At 67.5% G+C, this 18,017-nt stretch carries 15 protein-coding genes; 3 read left to right on the top strand and 12 right to left on the bottom strand.

All coding sequences use genetic code 11. From position 1 onward, the window contains the following. Positions 1-2 precede the first annotated feature (2 nt). Genes AC13F7_RS04270 through pilG form a run of 4 tightly spaced genes read right to left on the bottom strand, consistent with a single transcriptional unit; the run spans position 3 to position 3,395 of the window. A complete protein-coding gene (locus AC13F7_RS04270; protein WP_353086008.1) occupies positions 3-2,039 on the bottom strand; it encodes a methyl-accepting chemotaxis protein in 2,037 nt (678 codons plus the stop codon). 43 nt (positions 2,040-2,082) lie between these two features. After that, positions 2,083-2,613 carry a chemotaxis protein CheW gene (locus AC13F7_RS04265; protein ID WP_259259436.1) on the bottom strand — a complete coding sequence of 177 codons (531 nt, stop codon included), beginning with the start codon at positions 2,611-2,613 and terminating at the stop codon, positions 2,083-2,085. Then, entirely contained in the window at positions 2,613-2,975 is a 363-nt protein-coding gene (locus AC13F7_RS04260; protein ID WP_481469725.1) for a response regulator, read from the bottom strand. Before AC13F7_RS04260 ends, AC13F7_RS04265 begins: the two co-directional genes overlap by 1 nt. 18 nt (positions 2,976-2,993) lie before the next feature. Next, positions 2,994-3,395 (bottom strand): twitching motility response regulator PilG, encoded by a 402-nt coding sequence (gene pilG / locus AC13F7_RS04255; protein ID WP_121039045.1) that lies wholly within the window; start codon positions 3,393-3,395, stop codon positions 2,994-2,996. A gap of 258 nt (positions 3,396-3,653) precedes the next feature. Between pilG and gshB the strand changes: the two genes are divergently transcribed. Both gshB and AC13F7_RS04245 read left to right on the top strand, forming a co-directional pair. After that, complete coding sequence (gene gshB / locus AC13F7_RS04250) at positions 3,654-4,604, top strand: glutathione synthase (RefSeq protein ID WP_346478804.1); 951 nt, start codon at positions 3,654-3,656, stop codon at positions 4,602-4,604. Further along, entirely contained in the window at positions 4,601-5,488 is an 888-nt protein-coding gene (locus AC13F7_RS04245; RefSeq protein WP_481469727.1) for an energy transducer TonB family protein, read from the top strand. Before gshB ends, AC13F7_RS04245 begins: the two co-directional genes overlap by 4 nt. Before the next feature lie 121 nt (positions 5,489-5,609). Here AC13F7_RS04245 and tsaB read toward each other — a convergent pair whose 3' ends face one another. From tsaB to AC13F7_RS04205, 8 genes are all read right to left on the bottom strand, one after another. After that, the gene (gene tsaB / locus AC13F7_RS04240) at positions 5,610-6,320 is read right to left on the bottom strand and encodes a tRNA (adenosine(37)-N6)-threonylcarbamoyltransferase complex dimerization subunit type 1 TsaB (protein ID WP_481469728.1); all 711 of its coding nucleotides are present in this window, start codon (positions 6,318-6,320) and stop codon (positions 5,610-5,612) included. A 5-nt stretch (positions 6,321-6,325) separates the two neighbouring features. Beyond that, positions 6,326-8,383 (bottom strand): DNA repair helicase YoaA, encoded by a 2,058-nt coding sequence (gene yoaA / locus AC13F7_RS04235; protein ID WP_482999347.1) that lies wholly within the window; start codon positions 8,381-8,383, stop codon positions 6,326-6,328. A 69-nt stretch (positions 8,384-8,452) separates the two neighbouring features. Beyond that, entirely contained in the window at positions 8,453-8,980 is a 528-nt protein-coding gene (locus AC13F7_RS04230; protein WP_482999346.1) for a hypothetical protein, read from the bottom strand. 15 nt (positions 8,981-8,995) lie between these two features. Beyond that, positions 8,996-11,437 (bottom strand): penicillin-binding protein 1B, encoded by a 2,442-nt coding sequence (gene mrcB / locus AC13F7_RS04225; RefSeq protein WP_481469734.1) that lies wholly within the window; start codon positions 11,435-11,437, stop codon positions 8,996-8,998. An 89-nt stretch (positions 11,438-11,526) separates the two neighbouring features. Next, positions 11,527-12,564, bottom strand: a complete 1,038-nt coding sequence (locus AC13F7_RS04220) for a glycosyltransferase family 2 protein (RefSeq protein WP_482999345.1) — start codon at positions 12,562-12,564, stop codon at positions 11,527-11,529. Between the two features lie 97 nt (positions 12,565-12,661). Then, positions 12,662-13,546: an SDR family oxidoreductase gene (locus AC13F7_RS04215; RefSeq protein WP_482999344.1), complete on the bottom strand. Its 885-nt coding sequence runs from the start codon at positions 13,544-13,546 to the stop codon at positions 12,662-12,664. A 55-nt stretch (positions 13,547-13,601) separates the two neighbouring features. Then, the gene (locus tag AC13F7_RS04210; RefSeq protein WP_482999343.1) at positions 13,602-15,164 is read right to left on the bottom strand and encodes a hypothetical protein; all 1,563 of its coding nucleotides are present in this window, start codon (positions 15,162-15,164) and stop codon (positions 13,602-13,604) included. Positions 15,165-15,193: 29 nt separating this feature from the next. After that, the gene (locus tag AC13F7_RS04205; protein ID WP_481469739.1) at positions 15,194-17,347 is read right to left on the bottom strand and encodes a RelA/SpoT family protein; all 2,154 of its coding nucleotides are present in this window, start codon (positions 17,345-17,347) and stop codon (positions 15,194-15,196) included. Positions 17,348-17,479: 132 nt separating this feature from the next. Between AC13F7_RS04205 and AC13F7_RS04200 the strand changes: the two genes are divergently transcribed. Continuing rightward, on the top strand, positions 17,480-17,992 hold the full coding sequence (locus AC13F7_RS04200) for a hypothetical protein (RefSeq protein ID WP_482999342.1): 513 nt from the start codon (positions 17,480-17,482) through the stop codon (positions 17,990-17,992). The last annotated feature ends 25 nt before the right edge of the window (positions 17,993-18,017 follow it).

Genomic DNA, 18,017 nt, shown 5'->3' with positions numbered 1-18,017 from the left:
GCTCACGCCGGCAGCTTGAAGTCGGCAACCGAGCGGCGCAGGTCGGCCGCCAGCTGTGCCAGGTGGCCGATCGACTCGGCGGTCTGTCCCGCGCCCTGCGAGGTCTGGCCGGTAATCTGACGAATCACGCCCATCGTGCGGGTGATGTCCGATGCCGCGGCCGACTGCTGCTGGGCAGCGATCGAGATGTTCTTGATGAGGTTGTTCAGTGCGTTGGAGACGCGCTCGATTTCGGTCAGCGCGGTACCGGCGTCTTCTGCCAGGCGTGCGCCGGAGACCACTTCGGCCGTGGTCTGCTCCATCGAGCTGACCGCTTCATTGGTATCGGCCTGAATGGCCTGCACTAGGTTCTCGATCCGTCGTGTCGCACCGGAGGTACGTTCTGCCAGGCGCTGCACTTCGTCGGCCACGACCGCGAAACCGCGACCGGCCTCACCGGCCGAGGCGGCCTGCACCGCAGCGTTCAATGCCAGGATGTTGGTCTGCTCGGAAATGTCGTTGATCAGTTCCACGATCGAGCCGATCTCCTGCGAGGATTCACCCAGCCGCTTGATGCGCTTGGAAGTCTCCTGGATCTGGTCGCGGATCTGGTCCATGCCCTGGATCGTCTCGCGCACCACGCCGGCACCTTCGGCGGCGATGATCACCGAGCGTTGCGCCACGTCGGCCGATTCAGCCGAGTTGCGCGACACCTGCTCGATGCTCGAGGCGATTTCGCCGATGCGGTCGGAGGCCGAGGTGATCTGGTTGGCCTGGTGGCCGGCCGCTTCGGCCAGCTGCATTGCCGTGGCCTGGGTTTCCTGGGTCGACACGGCGACCTTGGCCGAGGTGTCGTTGATCGTGGTCACCAGGTGGCGCAGCTCGTCCACGGCGTAGTTGATGGCGTCGGCGATGGCGCCGGTCATGTCCTCGGTCACCGAAGCCTTCACCGTCAGATCGCCTTCGCCCAGCGAGCTGATTTCGTCCAGCAGCCGCATGATGGCCTGCTGGTTGCGGCTGTTGTACTCCACCTGGGTCTGGTAACGCAGTTCCTGCTCGCGCGAGCGGCTGCGCACGGTGCTGCCGACGAAGCCGACGATGGCGATCAACGAGAGCGCACCGGACACCACACCCAGCCAGAAGTTCGGGAACAGGCGGGTATCACGCAGCGAGCCGAAGGAGGAGAACGCTTCGAACAGCTTCTTGCTGTCGCGCAGCATGTCAGCCGAGCCGCCGGTCAGCGCCGCGGCCGAGGACTGCGCCGCAAACAGCTGGCGCGAACTGGCCAGGATCGCATCGGCGTCCTGCTTCATGGTGTCCCACTGCTTCTGCGACTGCTCCAGCGCGGCCAGCGCCGGGCCGTTGCGCACCGGGGCGATGCCCAGTTCTTCGTTGCCGTTGCGCAGCGCGTCCAGCACCTGGGTGAACACGACCGAGTCGCGGGCCAGTGCATCGCCCGCGGCAGCGGCGTTGGCACCACCGGCGCGCATTTCCGTCACGCGGCGGGCCATGGACCCGACCACCACGACCTGCTGCAGGGCGTTGTAGACCTGCGAGGACGGCGCGCCACTGGCCGACATCGCGCGGACCACTTCGTTCAGCTGCGCCTGCAGTGCCGGCACGCCGTTGACGAAGTTGTTGGCGTTGCCCGCCAGGGCCAGCACCGCCGGTTCACTGGCGACCAGCTGCCCGGCGCTCTTGCCGAGCGGCTCCCAGGTCTGGATCAGCGCATTGAGCGGGCCGGCGACATTGGTTTCGGTACCGTAGCGGCCCTGCAGCGCGCTGACGGTGGTTTCGATGTCGGTCTTGGTCAGCTTGAACGCGGTGAACGCCTGGGCGTTGCCAGAGACCGCTTCACGACCCTGGTTGGCCAGCTGCTGCGAGAGCACCTGCAGGTTCGCCGCATCGGTGCTTGCACTGGCCAGGCGGCTGCCCTGCCAGGTGGCCACGCCGGTGTTGACGCCGAACACGATCATCGACACGGCCAGCAGGCCGAGCCAGAAATTGGTGCCCACCGAGCCGAGCTTGCCGGCCTTGGCGGATTCCGAAGCAGTACTCATCGTTCAACCTCGATCTTCAATACGGAGAGACAGGCGCCTGCGGTCAGGCCGCGGCCTGCCTGAATTCGGGGGTACGCGACAGCAGCGACAGTGAGAACACGCCCCAGTCATGACCGTCGCCGTGGAAGGCGCGGTCGACGAAGTGCGCATAGCGGCCGGTCGCCAGATCGCCTGCAGCGGTGTCCTGGTCCTGCTCGAAGCTGCGCTGGCCGAACAGTTCATCGATGGTCAGCGCGACGTCGCCGCCGGCCTGGCGCATGATCAGCACGCGCTGGCCTTCCTGCTGCACGGTGCGCTCGCCTTCCAGGAAGTACTTCAGGTCCACCACCGGGAACAGGTTGCCGCGCAGGTTGCCCACGCCCAGCAGCCACGGCTGTGCGCCCGGCACCGGGGTGATCGGCGGCATCGGCACGATTTCCACCACTTCACGGAAGTCCGAGACCAGCCGCCGCTTGCCCACGCGGTAACCCACGCCACGCCACAGATCCTGCGAGAACTGCCGCTCGGGCAGCTGCACCGCATGGGCCAGACTGCGCCGCTCGTAAGCCTCGAGGATGTCGAAAGGAGAACGCATCAGACCACCAACTGGTTGATCCGCGCGATCAGTTCCTCCTCGCGCGGCGGCTTGACGATGTAGTCGGCCGCCCCCTGGCGCAGCCCCCACGCCTTGTCGGTTTCCATCGCCTTGGTGCTGACGATGACGACCGGGATGTGCTTGATCGCCGCATCGCGCGCCATCGCGCGGGTGGCCTGGAAGCCACTCATGCCCGGCAGCACCACGTCCATCAGCACCAGCTGCGGCGACTGCTCGCGAACGAGCTTGAGCCCGTCCTCGGCGTTGTCCGCTTCCAGGACTTCATGACCGGCCTTGATCAACCACTGCGTGAACACCGCACGGTCGGTCGGTGAATCCTCGATCAGTACGATTCGAGCCATTGTGCCTTTCCCCCCTGGTCAGGCGTTGACGTATGTGCGGATGGCACCCAGCAGTTCTTCACGCGTGAATGGCTTGGTCAGGTACTGCTCCGAGCCGACGATGCGCCCCCGCGCCTTGTCGAACAGGCCGTCCTTGGACGACAGCATGATCACCGGCGTCGACTTGAACAGCTGGTTGCCCTTGATGAGCGCACAGGTCTGGTACCCATCCAAGCGCGGCATCATGATGTCGACGAAGATGATCTGCGGCTGTTGGTCGGCGATCTTGGCCAACGCCTCGAAACCATCGGTCGCGGTCACCACCTCGCAGCCTTCGCGCTTGAGCAGTGTTTCCGCCGTCCTGCGTATGGTCTTCGAATCATCGATGACCATCACGCGTAACCCTGCGAGTTCCCCACCCGCAGCCATGTATTCAGTCATTACCTTTCCCCAAGCGCGCGACGCGTGCACTGATCCGGCGTCGCTGCGAAAGCGTATCTATATCCCAATACCGGCGCGCGCTTCAAGCATCCCCATCCCGGCCCCGCCGCGAGCGCCTCCCGCCGGCCCGGCGCCGGGCATTCTGCGCAAACCCCGGGGCAGCCCGCCGCCCGGCCGGACACTGCGTTGCGCTGCCCGGGGCAGGCATTGGGCGGCCATTGTCGCTACCATCATCGGCCTGCCCGCCAGGTTGCGACCATGCCGTTGAATGTCATCGTGGTGATGGACCCCATCGCCCATATCAAGATTGCCAAGGACACCACCTTCGCGATGCTGCTCGAAGCCCAGCGCCGCGGCCATGCCCTGCACTACGTCAGCCCCGGCGGGCTGGCCCTGCGCGACGGCCAGGCCATCGCCCGCACGGCACCGCTGCAGGTGCGCGAGGACAAGAACGACTGGTTCACCCTGGGCGAGTTCAGCCAGACGGTGTTCGGCCCCGGCCAGGTCGTGCTGATGCGTAAGGACCCACCGGTGGATGCTGAATTCATCTACGACACCCACGTGCTCAGCGTCGCCCAGCAGGCCGGTGCAATGGTGGTCAATGACCCGCAGGGCCTGCGGGACTACAACGAAAAGCTGGCCGCCCTGCTGTTCCCGCAGTGCTGCCCGCCGACCCTGGTCAGCCGCCGCAACGCCGACCTGAAGGCCTTCGTGCTCGAACACGGCCAGGCGGTGCTCAAGCCCCTCGATGGCATGGGCGGGCGCTCGATCTTCCGCAGCGGCACCGGCGACCCCAACCTCAACGTGATCCTGGAAACCCTGACCAACGGCGAGCGCACGCTGGCTCTGGCGCAGAAGTTCATCCCGGACATCACCGCCGGCGACAAGCGCATCCTGCTGGTCGATGGCGAGCCGGTCGATTACTGCCTGGCGCGCATTCCGCAGGGCGATGAGTTCCGCGGCAACCTGGCGGCCGGCGGCCGCGGCGAAGGCCGCCCGCTGAGCGAACGCGACCGCTGGATCGCCGCCCAGGTCGGGCCGGAGATGAAGCGCCGCGGCATGCGCTTCGTCGGCCTGGACGTGATCGGTGACTACCTGACCGAAGTGAACGTCACCAGCCCCACCTGCGTGCGCGAGCTCGACGCCCAGTTCGGGCTGAACATCGCCGGCACCCTGTTCGACGCGATCGAGGCCGGCCTGCCGCGATGAGTGCCAGCGTCGTCCCGGCCCCGACGTGGCAGGCGCGCGAATCCCAGCGCCTGGGCGCGACCCTGACGCTGTCGGTGCTCGTGCATGCGCTGTTGATTCTTGGGGTCGGGTTCGCGGTGAGCGACAACGCGCCACTGGTGCCGACCCTGGATGTGATCTTCAGCCAGACGCAAACCCCGCTGACGCCCAAGCAGGCCGATTTCCTGGCCCAGGCCAATCAGCAAGGCGGCGGCGACCACGACAAGGCCCAGCGCCCGCGCGACAACCAGGCCGGGATCGTGCCGCAGGCGCAGGCAGGGCTGTCACCGGTCCCGCAGCAGCGCCAGGAGGCGGCCAGCGTGCCGCCGCCGCAGACCCGCGTGGTCAACAGCCGCAATGGCACCGACACCATCGCCGAGGCGCAGCCACAGCCGCTGCCCGAGCAACCCCGCCCGGATGCACCGATGACGGCCCGAGAGCAGCGCGATGTGGAGATGGCACGGCTGGCCGCCGAAGTGCACCTGCGCTCGGCCCAGTACGCCAAACGCCCGAACCGCAAGTTCGTCTCGGCCAGTACCCGCGAATACGCCTATGCCAATTATCTGCGCGCGTGGGTCGACCGCGCCGAGCGCGTCGGCAATCTGAACTACCCCGATGAGGCACGCGCCCGCCGGCTCGGCGGCCAGGTGGTGATCACCGTCGGTGTGCGCCGCGATGGCACAGTGGAAAGTGCCCGCATCCTGCAGTCCAGCGGCACGCCGTTGCTGGATGAAACCGCGCTGCGCGTGATCACCCTGGCACAGCCGTTCCCGCCGCTGCCCAAGACCGAGGATGCGATCGACATCCTCCAGGTAACCCGCACCTGGGTGTTCCTGCCTGGCGGCGAGCTGCGCGACGACCGCTGATCGCGCGGGGTCCAGCCACGCATGGCGTGGCTCTAGGAAAACGCCGCGCAGGTAGTGCCACGCCATGCGTGGCTGGGGCTTACGCTGCGATGCGCAGCTGGGCGCTGCGAGGCCGCCTGCGTTACGAAGCCGCCTGCTTCGCCGCCCGTGCGGCCTGCTGTTCCACCAGGGTCAGTGCCACGTTGTTGCGCAGATACGCCGGCTCCACCAGCTCCGGTGCCACGCCCTCGCCGCGCTGGAACGCGGGCACCGCCAACGCCAACACGTCCGACGCACGCGGCAATGCCAGCGCGTCCACGCCGGTCAGTTGATCGGCCAATCGCGTGGCCAGCACGCCGTCGGCCGCGCCGAAACCGGTGCCGACGCCGAACCAGCGCGTGCCCTCAGGCAACACGACCTGCTCCGGCGCACACACGCTCTCCTCGCCCTGCAGCTGCCACTGCCCGTCCACGCGGATGTGACGGGCGGCGTAGACCTCGCCCATGCGCGCGTCGATGCTGGCCAGCACATGATCGGCGTCCGCCGGGGCACGCAGCGCCAGCGCCTGCAGGGTGGAGACCGGGATCAGCGGGCGGTCCAGCGCCAATGCGATGCCCTGGGCGATGGCAATGGCCAACCGCACGCCGGTGAACGCGCCCGGGCCACGGCCCAACGCGATCGCGTCCAGCTGCGAACGGGCCACCCCGGCCTCGGCCAGCAGCGCCTCGGCCCAGGGCAGGCTCAGTTCGGCGTGGCGGCGCGGGGCGATCTCGAAGCGCTCACTGACCTGCCCATCCACATACAGGGCAACGGAGCAGGCTTCGGTGGCGGTTTCAAAGGCGAGCAGTTTCATGGCGGTCAGAACAGGGAAGTGGGAAAGTCATCGGTGGACAGCACAGCCTGCACGGGCTCCGCAGAGACGGGCCCGGCTGCAGGCGTGGGGCCCGCGACAGGCCATTGTGGCGCAAAGAAGCTCTGCACATCGGTCAGCGAGCGGGTACGCCGGAACGGTGGCAGCGAGTCCAGGAAGATCCGGCCGTAGCCGCGGCTGAGCAGGCGCGGGTCGCACAGCACCAGAACACCGCGATCGGTCTCGCTGCGGATCAGGCGGCCCACGCCCTGCTTGAGCGCGATCACCGCCTGCGGCAGCTGCTCATCGCGGAACGGATTGCCGCCGTCGCGGCGGATCGCATCCAGCCGCGCTTCGAAGACCGGATCGTCCAGCGCGGCGAAGGGCAGCTTGTCGATCACCACCACGCTCAGCGCATCGCCGACCACATCCACGCCCTCGCGGAAGCTCGCCGAGCCCAACAGAACGCCGTTGCCCGATTCGCGGAACCGCTGCAGCAGGGTCGCGCGCGGTGCCTCGCCCTGCACGAACAGCGGCCACGGCGCATCGCGCAGCGCCTCGGCCGCTTCGCGCAGCGCGCGGTGGGAAGCGAACAGCAGGAACGCGCGGCCGTGCGAGGCCTCCAGCACCGGGGTCAACGCACGGATCAACGCGGTACCGAAGCCACGTGCGGCCGGATCGGGCAGATCCGTCGGCAGATAGCACAGCGCCTGGTGAGCCCAGTCGAACGGGCTGGGCTGCAGCAGGCTGACCGGATCCTCCAGGCCCAGCCGCTGGGAAATATGCTCGAAACCGCCATCCACGGTCAGCGTGGCCGAGGTGAACACCCAGGCCGCCATCGAGCGCTGGCGGTGCTCGCGCAAGGGACCGGACACATCCATCGGCGTGCGCTGGCACCGGAAGCCACGCGGGGTCAGCTCGTACCAGAGCACCTCCGCTGGCGGCGGCGCCTCGTCCGGATCGGTGTCGAAATCCAGCATCGGCGCGTCGTCGCCCAGCCAACGCGACAGCCGCGAGACCGCCTCCATCGCGCGCGCATGGCAGGCATCCAGACCGGGGGACGCCTCCCGCACCCCGGCCAGTGCATCGCGCAGCTGCACCAGCGTGCTCATCGCCGTATCGAAGCCGTCGCGGACCTGTGGCACGGTCAGCGCACGCCACTGTGTGCCGCGCGGTGGAAGGCCCTCCATCGCCACGCGCAGGTCGCGCAGGGTCTGCTCCAGCGCGGCCGCAGGCTCCTGCAGGGCGGCCTGCGCACCGGCCACGCTGCGGCTCTCGGCCAGGCAGTCGCGTGCCAGCTCCTGCCACGGGCGCATGCCGAAGCCCTCGCCGAAGAAGTTGGCCGCCAGCTCCGGCAGCTGATGCGCCTCGTCGATCACGAACGCCTGCGCGCCCGGCAGGATCTCGCCGAAACCTTCCTGCTTGAGCGCCAGATCGGCCAGCAGCAGGTGGTGGTTGACCACTACCACGTCGGCCGCCTGCGCCCGCTGCCGTGCCTGCACGACAAAGCAGTCATCCCAGAACGGGCATTCGGTGCCCAGGCAGTTATCGACGGTGGAGGTCACCATCGGGTACAGCGGCGAGTCCTCCGGCAAGGCCTCCAGCTCGGCCATGTCACCGTACTTGGTACGTCCGGACCACGCCAGGATGCGCTGGAACTGCGCCACCTGCTCCGGAGAACTGAAACGGGGTTCGCCCCGGGCCTGCTGCAGCCGATAGCGGCACAGGTAATTCGCGCGCCCCTTCAGCAGGGCACTGCTGTGCCCCACGCCGAGCGCGGCCCGCACGCGCGGCAGATCGCGGTGATACAGCTGATCCTGCAGCGCGCGGGTGCCGGTGGAAATGATGGTCTTCAGCCCCGACAGCAGCGCGGGCACCAGATACGCGTAGGTCTTGCCGGTGCCAGTCCCGGCTTCGGCCAGCAGCACGTCGCGCTGGTCGAACGCTTCGGCGATCGCCGCGGTCAGGCACAGCTGGGCCGGGCGCGGTACGAAGGCATCGAGCTGGCTGGCGAGCGCCCCGCCCTCACTGAGGGCATCGCGGCTGGCGTGGGCAAGTTGGGACATGACGCAATGATAAAGGGTGCCGGCCGATGCCCGGCGCTACGCCGTCACGCATCCGCCTGTATCCCTGCCTCAGTAGCGCATGATCCCCGGCACCGTGCAGCCGTCCAGCTGGGCATGGGCAGAGGCTGCGTTTTCTTTTTCACCGCGGGCCAGGCGCGACTGTTCGATCGTCGCCCAATGACGGCGGCACAGCGGGCCGGTCCTGGAGCCCAGTTCAACCGACTTGCGGGCGAAGGTTTCCGCCGCAGCCCAGTCGCCCTGCAGCAGCGCGATTTCGGCGCGGTCCTGCAGCACCGACGGATCCGACGCCATGATCGCCAGTGCCTGATCGAGCGCGGCGGCCGCGCCGGTCAAGTCGTTGGCCTGGCGACGGGCATGCGCGGCCTGACGCAGATCTTCCACTTCGCTGTCGCGCAACGGCTGCACGGCCAGCTCTTTGTCGTCATTGCCCGCAGCAGCATCGACGGCCGCCAGGCGCTGGGCCGGCGTGGTGGTGTCGACCGGTGCCTTCACTGCGGGCGGCGGTGTGACGCAGGCGGCCAACGCCAGACACAGCGTGGCGAGCGAGGCGGAACGGATCAGCAAACGGGTGGTCATGTGGGCAGGCCTCGATCAGGGTTGACGCGCGGGGGTAGCGGCCGGTGCATTCTGCGCCGGTTCGGGGGCAGGCTCGGGCTTTTTCTCCAGGCCGAACCAGCTGCGCCAGCCACCGCCTCCGCTCTGCTCGCTACCCTCGCCTTCGGGCAGCGCGCTCGGCGCCGCGCACGGGACGTAGGCCGGGGTGTACCCCACCACGAACGGGAAGCGACGCGCGCCGGGGCAGGCTTCATCGGTCGTGGCCGTACCGCTGGCCTCCACGTATTGCCAGTCCAGGCCCTTGTTGCTGACCTTCAGCGGCGCACTCGGCAGACGCTGGAAGATGCCCGACCAGACCCGCATCGACCCGGTCGCACCATACAGCCCGGCCTGTTCGTTCTGGTCGTTACCCATCCAGATCACGGCCAGGTGGTCACCGGTGTAGCCCGCGTACCAGCTGTCGCGGCCATCGTTGGTGGTGCCGGTCTTGCCCGCCGGTTGCAGGCGTCCCAGCCCATCGGCGTTGAGGCGCTGCGCGGTGCCGCTGGCCACGACCTGCTGCAGACCGATGCTGATCAGGTTGGCGGCGATCGAGTCACCTTCCTGCGCAGGCGCCGGAGTCTTGTCGTAGCGCTTCATCAACTTGCCCTGCGGATCGAGCACGCCGCGCACCGCATGCAGCGGCTGGATTTCGCCCCCGGACGCCAGGAACTGATACAGCTGCGCCATCGCGTACGGGCTTTGATCCGTGGAGCCCAGGATCACCGCCGGGTTGGGGTCGGCCTTGATTCCGGCCAGCACGTGGATCAACTGCGTGACCCGCTCCGGACCGACCTGCATGCCCACCCGCACCGTGGCCTGGTTGTAGGAATGGGCCAGTGCATCGATCAACCGGACCGTGCCGTGGCTGCGGTTGTCCGCGTTGCCGGGGGACCACTGCTTGCCGCGGCTGAGCTGCACCGTCACCGGTGAATCGTCGACCCAGCTGGACAGCGAATAGCGGTCCGGCTGCGCCAGGGCCAGCAGATACACGAACGGCTTGAGCAGCGAGCCGACCGGGCGCTGCGCCTCAATGGCCCGGTTGAAGCCCGGCTCGGAGACTTCACGGCTGCCGACCACCGCCAGCACATCACCGTTGTGCACGTCGGTCAGCACCAGGCCGGCCTGCAGCTCGGGGCGGCGCTTGCTCTCCAGCGATTTGATCGTCTTGGTGACGGCACCTTCGGCATAGGCCTGCGCCGACGGTGCCATGCCCGTCATCACGCTCAGGCCTGCGCCCTGCAGTACCGACTCGGGGTAATCGTGGCCGAGCTGGCGACGGACCAGATCCACATAGGCCGGGAAGCGGTTGGCCGCGATCAGGCCTGGGGTCTTGGGCACGCCCAGCGGTGCATCGACGGCGCGCTTGTACTCGGCATCGTCGATCAGGTTCGCTTCGCGCAGCTTGCCCAGCACGAAGTTGCGGCGGTCCAGCGCGCGCTCGGGATTGCGGCGCGGATCGTAATAGGACGGTCCCTTGACCAGGCCGATCAGCAGCGCGACGTGTTCGGTATTGAGCGAGGCCAGGTCGCGACCAAACCAGAACTCCGCACCGGAGGACATGCCGTGGATCGCCTGGCTGCCGCGCTGGCCCAGGTACACCTGGTTGAGATACGCCTCCAGGATGGTGCGCTTGTCGTAACGCGCCTCCATGATCAGCGCGTACAGCACCTCGTTGAACTTGCGGGTGACGGTCTGTTCTTTGCCGATCCCCAGCAGGCCGCTGCGGGCCAGCTGCTGGGTCAACGTCGAGGCGCCCTGGCGGCTCTGGCCACCGGAACGCACCGTCACCCAGATCGCGCGGGCGATGCCGCTCAGGTCGATGCCGTGATGGCGGTTGAAGTCCTTGTCTTCCACGGCCTGCAGGCCGGTCACCAGCAGTTCGGGCGTCTCTTCGATCCGCACCAGCCGGCGCTCTTCCTGTTTCTGGCCGTACAGCGTGGCGATACGGGCCGGATCCAGGCGTGCGGCCTTCAGGGCCTTTCGGGTGTCGGGATCACGCAGCGACGCGATCGATCCGCCGGACAGGCTCAGCTCCACGCGGCGCGGTGCAACCCGCCCATCAACGTCGTTGTAACCGCGGCTGGCAATGACGAAGCGGCCACCGTCCTGCGAATACGTCGCCGGCGATTTACCGATCCCGTCATCGCGGTACGCGGACGCCGCCAGCTCTGTCTTGAGCGTGGCCGCATCCATCGCCACGCCCGGCGCAAGCGCCAGCGGCCGGGCATAGACGCGCGTAGGTATCTGCCAGCGCAGCTCACCGAAGCGCTGGGTGACCTGTTGGTTCAGGTACACCGTATAGGGGATCAGGAAGCCCAGCCCCAGCGCGACGGCCGCCATGCCCCAGGTGATCAACCGGCGCCGCCACAGCGGGCCGCGGCTTTCGGTGTCGTCGTCGAACTCGTCGATGTCGTCGGAATCGTAGCGTCGGGGCACGGGGATGCGAGAATATGGAGTCTGGCGAGTCTAACGCAGCCGCTGCGAGAGCAGGTCGCCACCAGATCCGCGTTTCAGTGCAGTTCAATTCACATCAGGGGTCGGCCGCGCAGCCCGGCCCAGGCGCCCTGGCACGCGGCAATCGCGGCTCGCCAGCCGCCGCCGGCCAGACATGCGTTGGCAAGGCGGGCCAGCAGGCGCGGAACATCATGGACAATCCAGGCCCACTGCACGTCGGGGCGGCGATAGAGCTGAAGTCGGGACCAGGCCATCCGCCACGTCAGTGCGCCAAGACCCTTCAGCCGCGCAGGCGCAACTTGAACCCCGCGCGCCGACAACAACGCCAGCAGCGCCTGCAGACGATGCGCGGTGCACATCCGCTGCCGCTCATTAAGCAACGCCAGGTTCCTCAAACGATCCCGGATCGAGCGCCGGGATGCGCCGATCTGATTGCCAGCATGCTGGCGATAGTCGATCGTCGCCTGCGGCAGAACATCCAGGCCTCCCTCAAGTGAGGCGACCACCGCCAACCATTCGTCGTGACTCCACTTGGATCCAATCGGCAAACCGTTTTCAAGCAGCACGCGCCTCAGCGCACACGTTGCCCCCGTGACAAAGTTGCGCATCAATACGGCATCCAACACCAGCCCGGATCGCTCCAGTTCCAGCTCTGCTGGATGGACGCGCAACATGCCGAACAGCATCGCCCCAAGAGGTTCACCCACTCCGTCGACCAGCCGCGCATCACTGTGCAGAAGCATCAAAGAGGGATCCGAATCGAACTTTTCCAGGTACGTCTCGACACGATCCGGATACCACACATCATCCTGATCACACAAAAACACAATGTCTGCCGTGCAACGCTGCAACACATCGGCGAAATTGAGTACATACCCCAGATTACGGGGACGCTGGACAATATCAACGCGAATGCCGCGAGTGGCGGCGTGGTGTGCAAAGTCATTCAGCAGCGACAGTGTTGCATCGGATGAACCGTCATCGCCGATCACCACCTCGTCCACAGGGACGGTCTGAACCAGAAGACTGTCCAACTGCGTCTGCAGATAGGCCGCACCGTTGTAAGTGCACATCGCCACGGCGACGCGTGGAACTGCGCTGGACGTCATGCTGCACATCAGACGCAACCCTGCTGCGTTTGGACACCGCAACAATAGCAGCGCGCACGGTGACGGCGGCGCCCAGCCGCGAAGCGCAGAGACGGAGTCAACGGACTGAGCCTGCGATGCGTTCCATCGCCTGGGCCGGGCTCATCGGGCTCCACATCGCAGCCTGTGGCGTGAATGCCCGGGGATGCACGCCAAGCCTCGACTGCAGGGGGCCATTGTCAGCGATCAGGTCCTGCTCCAGACGAGACACGGGTCCACGCGCGCGCGCACTACATGCTGCGAGCAGTCGCAATGTCAACGAGGGCAGATAGAACGGCACAATCCGCTCATCCAGACTCGCGTGTACCCGCTGGAACATATGCTGATAATCAAGGCGCTCGCCGCCACCGATCTCGATGACCTGCCCGGCAGCGGCATCCGTGGACATTGCTGCAATCACGGCAAGGGCTATATCATCGGCATGCACGGGCTGACGCATGCCGTGAGCCATGGGAATCGGGAACACACGCAGCATTCGTGCCCGCTTCACAATGGGCGTCAGGCTGCGGTCAATGCCAGCACCGTAGATCAGCGTCGGTCGCAGGATGGTCCACTGCATACCCAGGCGGTCCGCCTGCCGCGCCACTCCCTGCTCACCTTGCTGCAGACGCGCAACCACCGCTTGCTCGTCCGACTGGGCCGACCCCTGCTTGGTCACAACGCTCATCGAACTGGTCGCAATGATCTTTGCCGCCGGCGCAACAGTCTGCTGGGACAACCAGTGCCCCCATGCTTCGAGCGGGCTGAAACTGGCAATAGCATCCCACGGCCGGTCCGCTGCGGTTGGCAGGACGCTCCCCAGATCACCGGTCAACCATGTCACACCCGGCTGAGCGGGTTGTGGCGTACGACTGGCCGCAACCACGGGCGTTCCGGCAGCGATCAGCCGGGGCAGCAGATACCGGCCGATCTGGCTGGTCGCGCCGGAAACGAAGAGGGTCATGCAAACGCCGGTCTTGAAGAAGGGCCCGTACTATAGCTGAGGCGCAGGCTGGGGCTCAGCGCGAAGATTCCAGATCCCGAAGCCGGCGATCCAGCGATTGATAGTCTCCACTGCCCGTTTCGCTCCCGAGCTGCGCGGCCTGCTGCAAGGCCATTCTGGCAAATGCAGCATCGCCCCGCCCCAGCCGTTCGCTGCCGATGGCGAGCCAGCGCTGGGCAAGTCGCTGCCGGGCCTGCGCAACGCCCTGTGATCCAGGGCCCAGCGCCTGCCAGGCATCCAGGCACGCACCGGCGGCCAGCACACGGTTCTCGCGCAGCCGATCCTCGAAGCACTGCCGGCTCGCCGGCAGCAGGCGCTGTGCGGCCGCCCGCACGCGCGGATCCTGTGGTGCAACCCCCTGGGCTTCGCGCAGGGCGTCGTAGGCACTGCGCCCGGGGGGCTCAAGGAACTGCCCGGCGTCCTCCGCATCGTCCAGGCGCGCGAGCAGACGCTGAAGGGTGCGTTCGCGCTGGGCACGTGGCACCACCGGGGTCGTCAAGGCTGCCTGGGAACGGCGGGCCTGCTCGATCGTATGCCGCACCGTCTCGAGCGCACGCGTGGACGCCCCCAACGCTTCGGCAGCCTGCAGCGACCCGGTGGCCTCGTCGAAACGGAAGTTGCCGGCCTGGCGGGTCGCCCGCATCAACTGCGCGTCGGCCACCTGCAACTGACCACGATGCGCGGCAGGGTCATCGGGCAGTGCCGAGAGCACCGCAGCGAAGGCCTCCGCCGCGGCATCCAGCTTCTGCCGACGCAGCGCGGCCTCGCCCTCACGCTGCCGGCGTTCCAGCGCGTTGTTCACCGCCTCCTGGGTCGCCGGCAGGTCCACATGCCCCGCATCGAAACCTCGCGCGCTGCGCACCAGCGCCGCCGCGCGTGCGACATCGCCGCGGTCCGCCGCAGTACGTGCCTGCTGCAGGAGATCAGACAGTGCATCCTCACGTCCTTCCAGCGCGCGCAGCTGGTTGGGCATCAGCGCCAGCACCTGCTGGAACAGCGGCAAGGCGCTGTCCGGGCTGCCATCGAGTCGTTGCGCCTGCAAGGCCGCTTCAGCACGGCCGAGCAACGCACCGATCCCGGCGCGGGCCTGGTCGCGCGTGCGAAGCTGCTGGGCCAGCGCATCGGCATCGCGTTGCGGTACCTGCAGGTCGCGGGCCAGCGCCAAGGCGGCGGTCGCTGCGGCATGATCGCCCCGCTCCAGCGCATCGCGTGCCTGCTGCAGCGCGGCCTGGCCGGTCCGGGCGAGCCCGGTACGGGCCTGCAGCCGGTCATTGTCCAGCGCCAATGCCGCTTGATAGGACTCACGCGCGCCACTGCCGTCGGCCGTACTCAACCGGCCAGCGGCCAACGCACGATCGCCCTGGTCCAGCAGTTGTTCGATCTGCGGCTCGTTCCAGAACCAGTTGGCCAACGGCCGCCGCAGCAACGCCAGGCTGACGAACACGAGTACCGCCACCAGCGCCGCCCAACGCCAGATGCGCCGGGCATGGCGCGCCTGCAGCCACCACCAGCGTCCCTCGCGGCGTACCCGCCGCAGCGCCCCGTGCGCGGCGTCATGCCTGTCATCGTCCCGGCTCATGCCGCGAGCCTAGCGTGGGGCACGTGAGGTCAGCCTAGACGCCGCGCTTCGCTGACGCCGGGCAGCGCATCCAGCTTGCCCAGCAGGGTGGACAGCTGCCCGTAGTCACTGACCTTCAGGCGCAGGCGCAGATGCGCCCGCCCGCTGTTGCGGACGTTGTCGCTGTGGATGTCCAGCACGTAGGCATCCTCCTGCGCGATCAGGTTGGTGATGTCCTTGAGCAGCCAGCGCCGGTCGACCGCATCAACCACGACGTCCACTTCGTAGCCACCGCCGGCCTGGCCCCACTCCACCGGCAGGATGCGCTGTGGACTGGCGGCCGCCAGCCTTGCCAGCGCGGCGCAATCGGTGCGATGCACGGTGACGCCACGGGCGCGGGTCAGGTAGCCCACGATCGGCTCACCAGCCACGGGCTGGCAGCACCGGGCGAGCTGCACGAGCAGATTGCCGACGCCCTGGACGGTGAAGTTGGCGCTGCGCACGCTGTCACGCCGCGCGGTCGGGCGCGGCAGGGCGGGCACCGCCGGCTGGCTGGCGGCCCGCTCGGCTTCCAGCAGCGTGCGGCTGACCTGGTTCGGCCCGGTGTCGCCCAAGGCGACCTGGATGTAGAGATCATCAACGCTGTCGGCATGAAACTTCTTTACCGCGATGGTCAGATCGGCGTGCTGCAGGCCCAGGCGCTTGAGCTCGCGTTCAAGCAGTTCGCGGCCGGCCTGCACGTTTCGCGCGCGGTCCAGCTTGTGGAACCAGCCGCGCACCTTGTCCCGCGACCGGTTGCTGGCCAGGAAACCGCCAGAGGCGAGCAGCCAGTCGCGGCGTGGATCGGCTTCTTTGCCGGTCAGGATCTCGACGCGGTCGCCGCTGCGCAGGCGGTAGGTCAGCGGCACGATGCGGCCATTGACCTTCGCCCCGCGGCAGCGATGCCCGACCATCGTATGCACGTGGTAAGCAAAATCCAGCGGGGTGGCGCCCTGCGGCAGGTCCATCACCTCGTCCTTGGGGCTGAGCGCGTAGACCCGGTCTTCGGTCAGTTCAGCATCCAGCGCGCCGGCCAGTTCACCGGCATGGCCCTCCTGGGACTGCTCCAGCAACTGGCGCATCCAGGTGATCTTGCGATCGAACGCCTTCTCCGCGCCCTTGCTGCCTTCCTTGTAGCGCCAATGCGCAGCGACACCCAGCTCGGCCTGGGCATGCATGTCATGGGTACGGATCTGCACTTCGATGGTGCGCCCTTCCGGGCCGACCACGGCGGTATGCAGCGAGCGGTAATCATTGGCCTTCGGGCGCGCGATGTAGTCGTCAAATTCGCTGGGCACCGGCGCCCACAGTGCATGCACCACGCCCAGTGCGGCGTAGCAGGCGGCCACATCGTCCACCATCACGCGCACGGCGCGGATGTCGTACAACTGTTCGAACGCCAGTCGCTTCTTCTGCATCTTCCGCCAGATGCTGTAGATATGCTTCGGGCGGCCGCTGACCTCGGCGCGGATGCCCTGCGCCGACAACTCCCGCGAGAGCGCCTTCTTGACGCCCTCGACATAGCGCTCGCGGGCCAGACGGGTTTCATCGACCTCACGCGCGATGCGACGGTAGGTTTCCGGCTCCAGATGGCGGAACGCCAGATCTTCCAGCTCCCACTTCAGCTGCCAGATGCCCAGCCGGTTGGCCAACGGCGCGTGGATGTCGCGGGTGAGCTGGGCCAGCGCGCGGCGCTCTTCTTCGGGCAGCCGATCGGCACCGCGCATGCGGGCCAGCTGGCGGGCGAGCAGGATCGGCACCACGCGCAGATCGCGGATGATCGACAGCAGCAGGCGACGCAGGCCCTCACTGTTGCGCCCGGCCTCACGCCCGGCATGCAGTGCCCAGACCTGATCGGCCGCATCCTGGCCGTCGAGCAGACCGACGATCACCGGCTTGAGCGCTCCCAGCGGCAACGCATCCATGCCCGCACGCAGCCACGGCAGATCGAACAACAGCGTGGCCAACAACGCTGACTCGTCGGCCGACAGCAGCGAAAGGGCATCGAGTGTGTCGGCCAGGACCGGCCAACCGACACGCATTTCCTGGTCAGCCTCGGGCAACTGCCAGCGCTGCAGCAACGCCTCGCGCAGTTCGGGCGGCAGCGAGGCCACCGAGGGACGGTTCAACAAGGCATCCAGGCCGGGGGCAGAAGCGCGGTTCACAGCATCGTACAGACAAGACGGAGGCCACCTACACTAGCGCCGCTGCGCCCCCCCTACAATCGCCGTCGCCTGCATGTGCACATGCCGGGGCGCTGGCACTACACTGCGGCCATTCCTAGGAGAGACCCTGCCATGCGCTATTCCCGTCTGCGGTTGTTGGCCTGCACGGCCGTTCTGATGAGTCTTTCGCTGCCGGCCCTGGCCCAGCGAGTGGTGGGTGGCGATCTCCAGCAGCAGATGTCGCCTGCCGAGTTTAAAGCAGCCGGGCTGGAGAAACTTTCACCGCAGGAACTGTCCCAGCTCAACAACTGGCTGCAGGGCGAGGTCGCTGCGCTGGCAGCGAATGCGCGCGAAGAAGCGCGTGAAGAAGGCCGCCAGGAAGTCATCGTCAAGAACCGCGGCTTCCACGATTTCGGCAGCAACGATCCGATCGAAACCAACATCACCGATGAGTTCCGCGGCTTTGCCAAGGGCCGCCGGTATGTGCTGGCCAACAAGCAGGAATGGGAGCAGACCGATGAGGCGACGTTGAGCGGCGTGCGCAGGAACGCCCCCAAGGTCACGATCAATCCCGGCCTGGTCGGGGTCTGGTACATGAAGGTGGACGGCTACAACACCCGCGCCAAGGTCCGCCGCGTCAAGTAATCACCACGCCCCGTACCGCAACGGC

This window comes from Stenotrophomonas sp. K-6, assembly GCF_056861555.1.
This window is presented reverse-complemented; position numbering and strand designations above follow the sequence as displayed.

Coding starts and splice junctions, on each gene's coding strand:
- AC13F7_RS04270 (WP_353086008.1), bottom strand. CDS start 2,039: ATGAGTACTGCTTCGGAATCCGCCAAGGCCGGCAAGCTCGGCTCGGTG.
- AC13F7_RS04265 (WP_259259436.1), bottom strand. CDS start 2,613: ATGCGTTCTCCTTTCGACATCCTCGAGGCTTACGAGCGGCGCAGTCTG.
- AC13F7_RS04260 (WP_481469725.1), bottom strand. CDS start 2,975: ATGGCTCGAATCGTACTGATCGAGGATTCACCGACCGACCGTGCGGTG.
- pilG (WP_121039045.1), bottom strand. CDS start 3,395: ATGACTGAATACATGGCTGCGGGTGGGGAACTCGCAGGGTTACGCGTG.
- gshB (WP_346478804.1), top strand. CDS start 3,654: ATGCCGTTGAATGTCATCGTGGTGATGGACCCCATCGCCCATATCAAG.
- AC13F7_RS04245 (WP_481469727.1), top strand. CDS start 4,601: ATGAGTGCCAGCGTCGTCCCGGCCCCGACGTGGCAGGCGCGCGAATCC.
- tsaB (WP_481469728.1), bottom strand. CDS start 6,320: ATGAAACTGCTCGCCTTTGAAACCGCCACCGAAGCCTGCTCCGTTGCC.
- yoaA (WP_482999347.1), bottom strand. CDS start 8,383: ATGTCCCAACTTGCCCACGCCAGCCGCGATGCCCTCAGTGAGGGCGGG.
- AC13F7_RS04230 (WP_482999346.1), bottom strand. CDS start 8,980: ATGACCACCCGTTTGCTGATCCGTTCCGCCTCGCTCGCCACGCTGTGT.
- AC13F7_RS04220 (WP_482999345.1), bottom strand. CDS start 12,564: ATGACGTCCAGCGCAGTTCCACGCGTCGCCGTGGCGATGTGCACTTAC.
- AC13F7_RS04215 (WP_482999344.1), bottom strand. CDS start 13,546: ATGACCCTCTTCGTTTCCGGCGCGACCAGCCAGATCGGCCGGTATCTG.
- AC13F7_RS04210 (WP_482999343.1), bottom strand. CDS start 15,164: ATGAGCCGGGACGATGACAGGCATGACGCCGCGCACGGGGCGCTGCGG.
- AC13F7_RS04200 (WP_482999342.1), top strand. CDS start 17,480: ATGCGCTATTCCCGTCTGCGGTTGTTGGCCTGCACGGCCGTTCTGATG.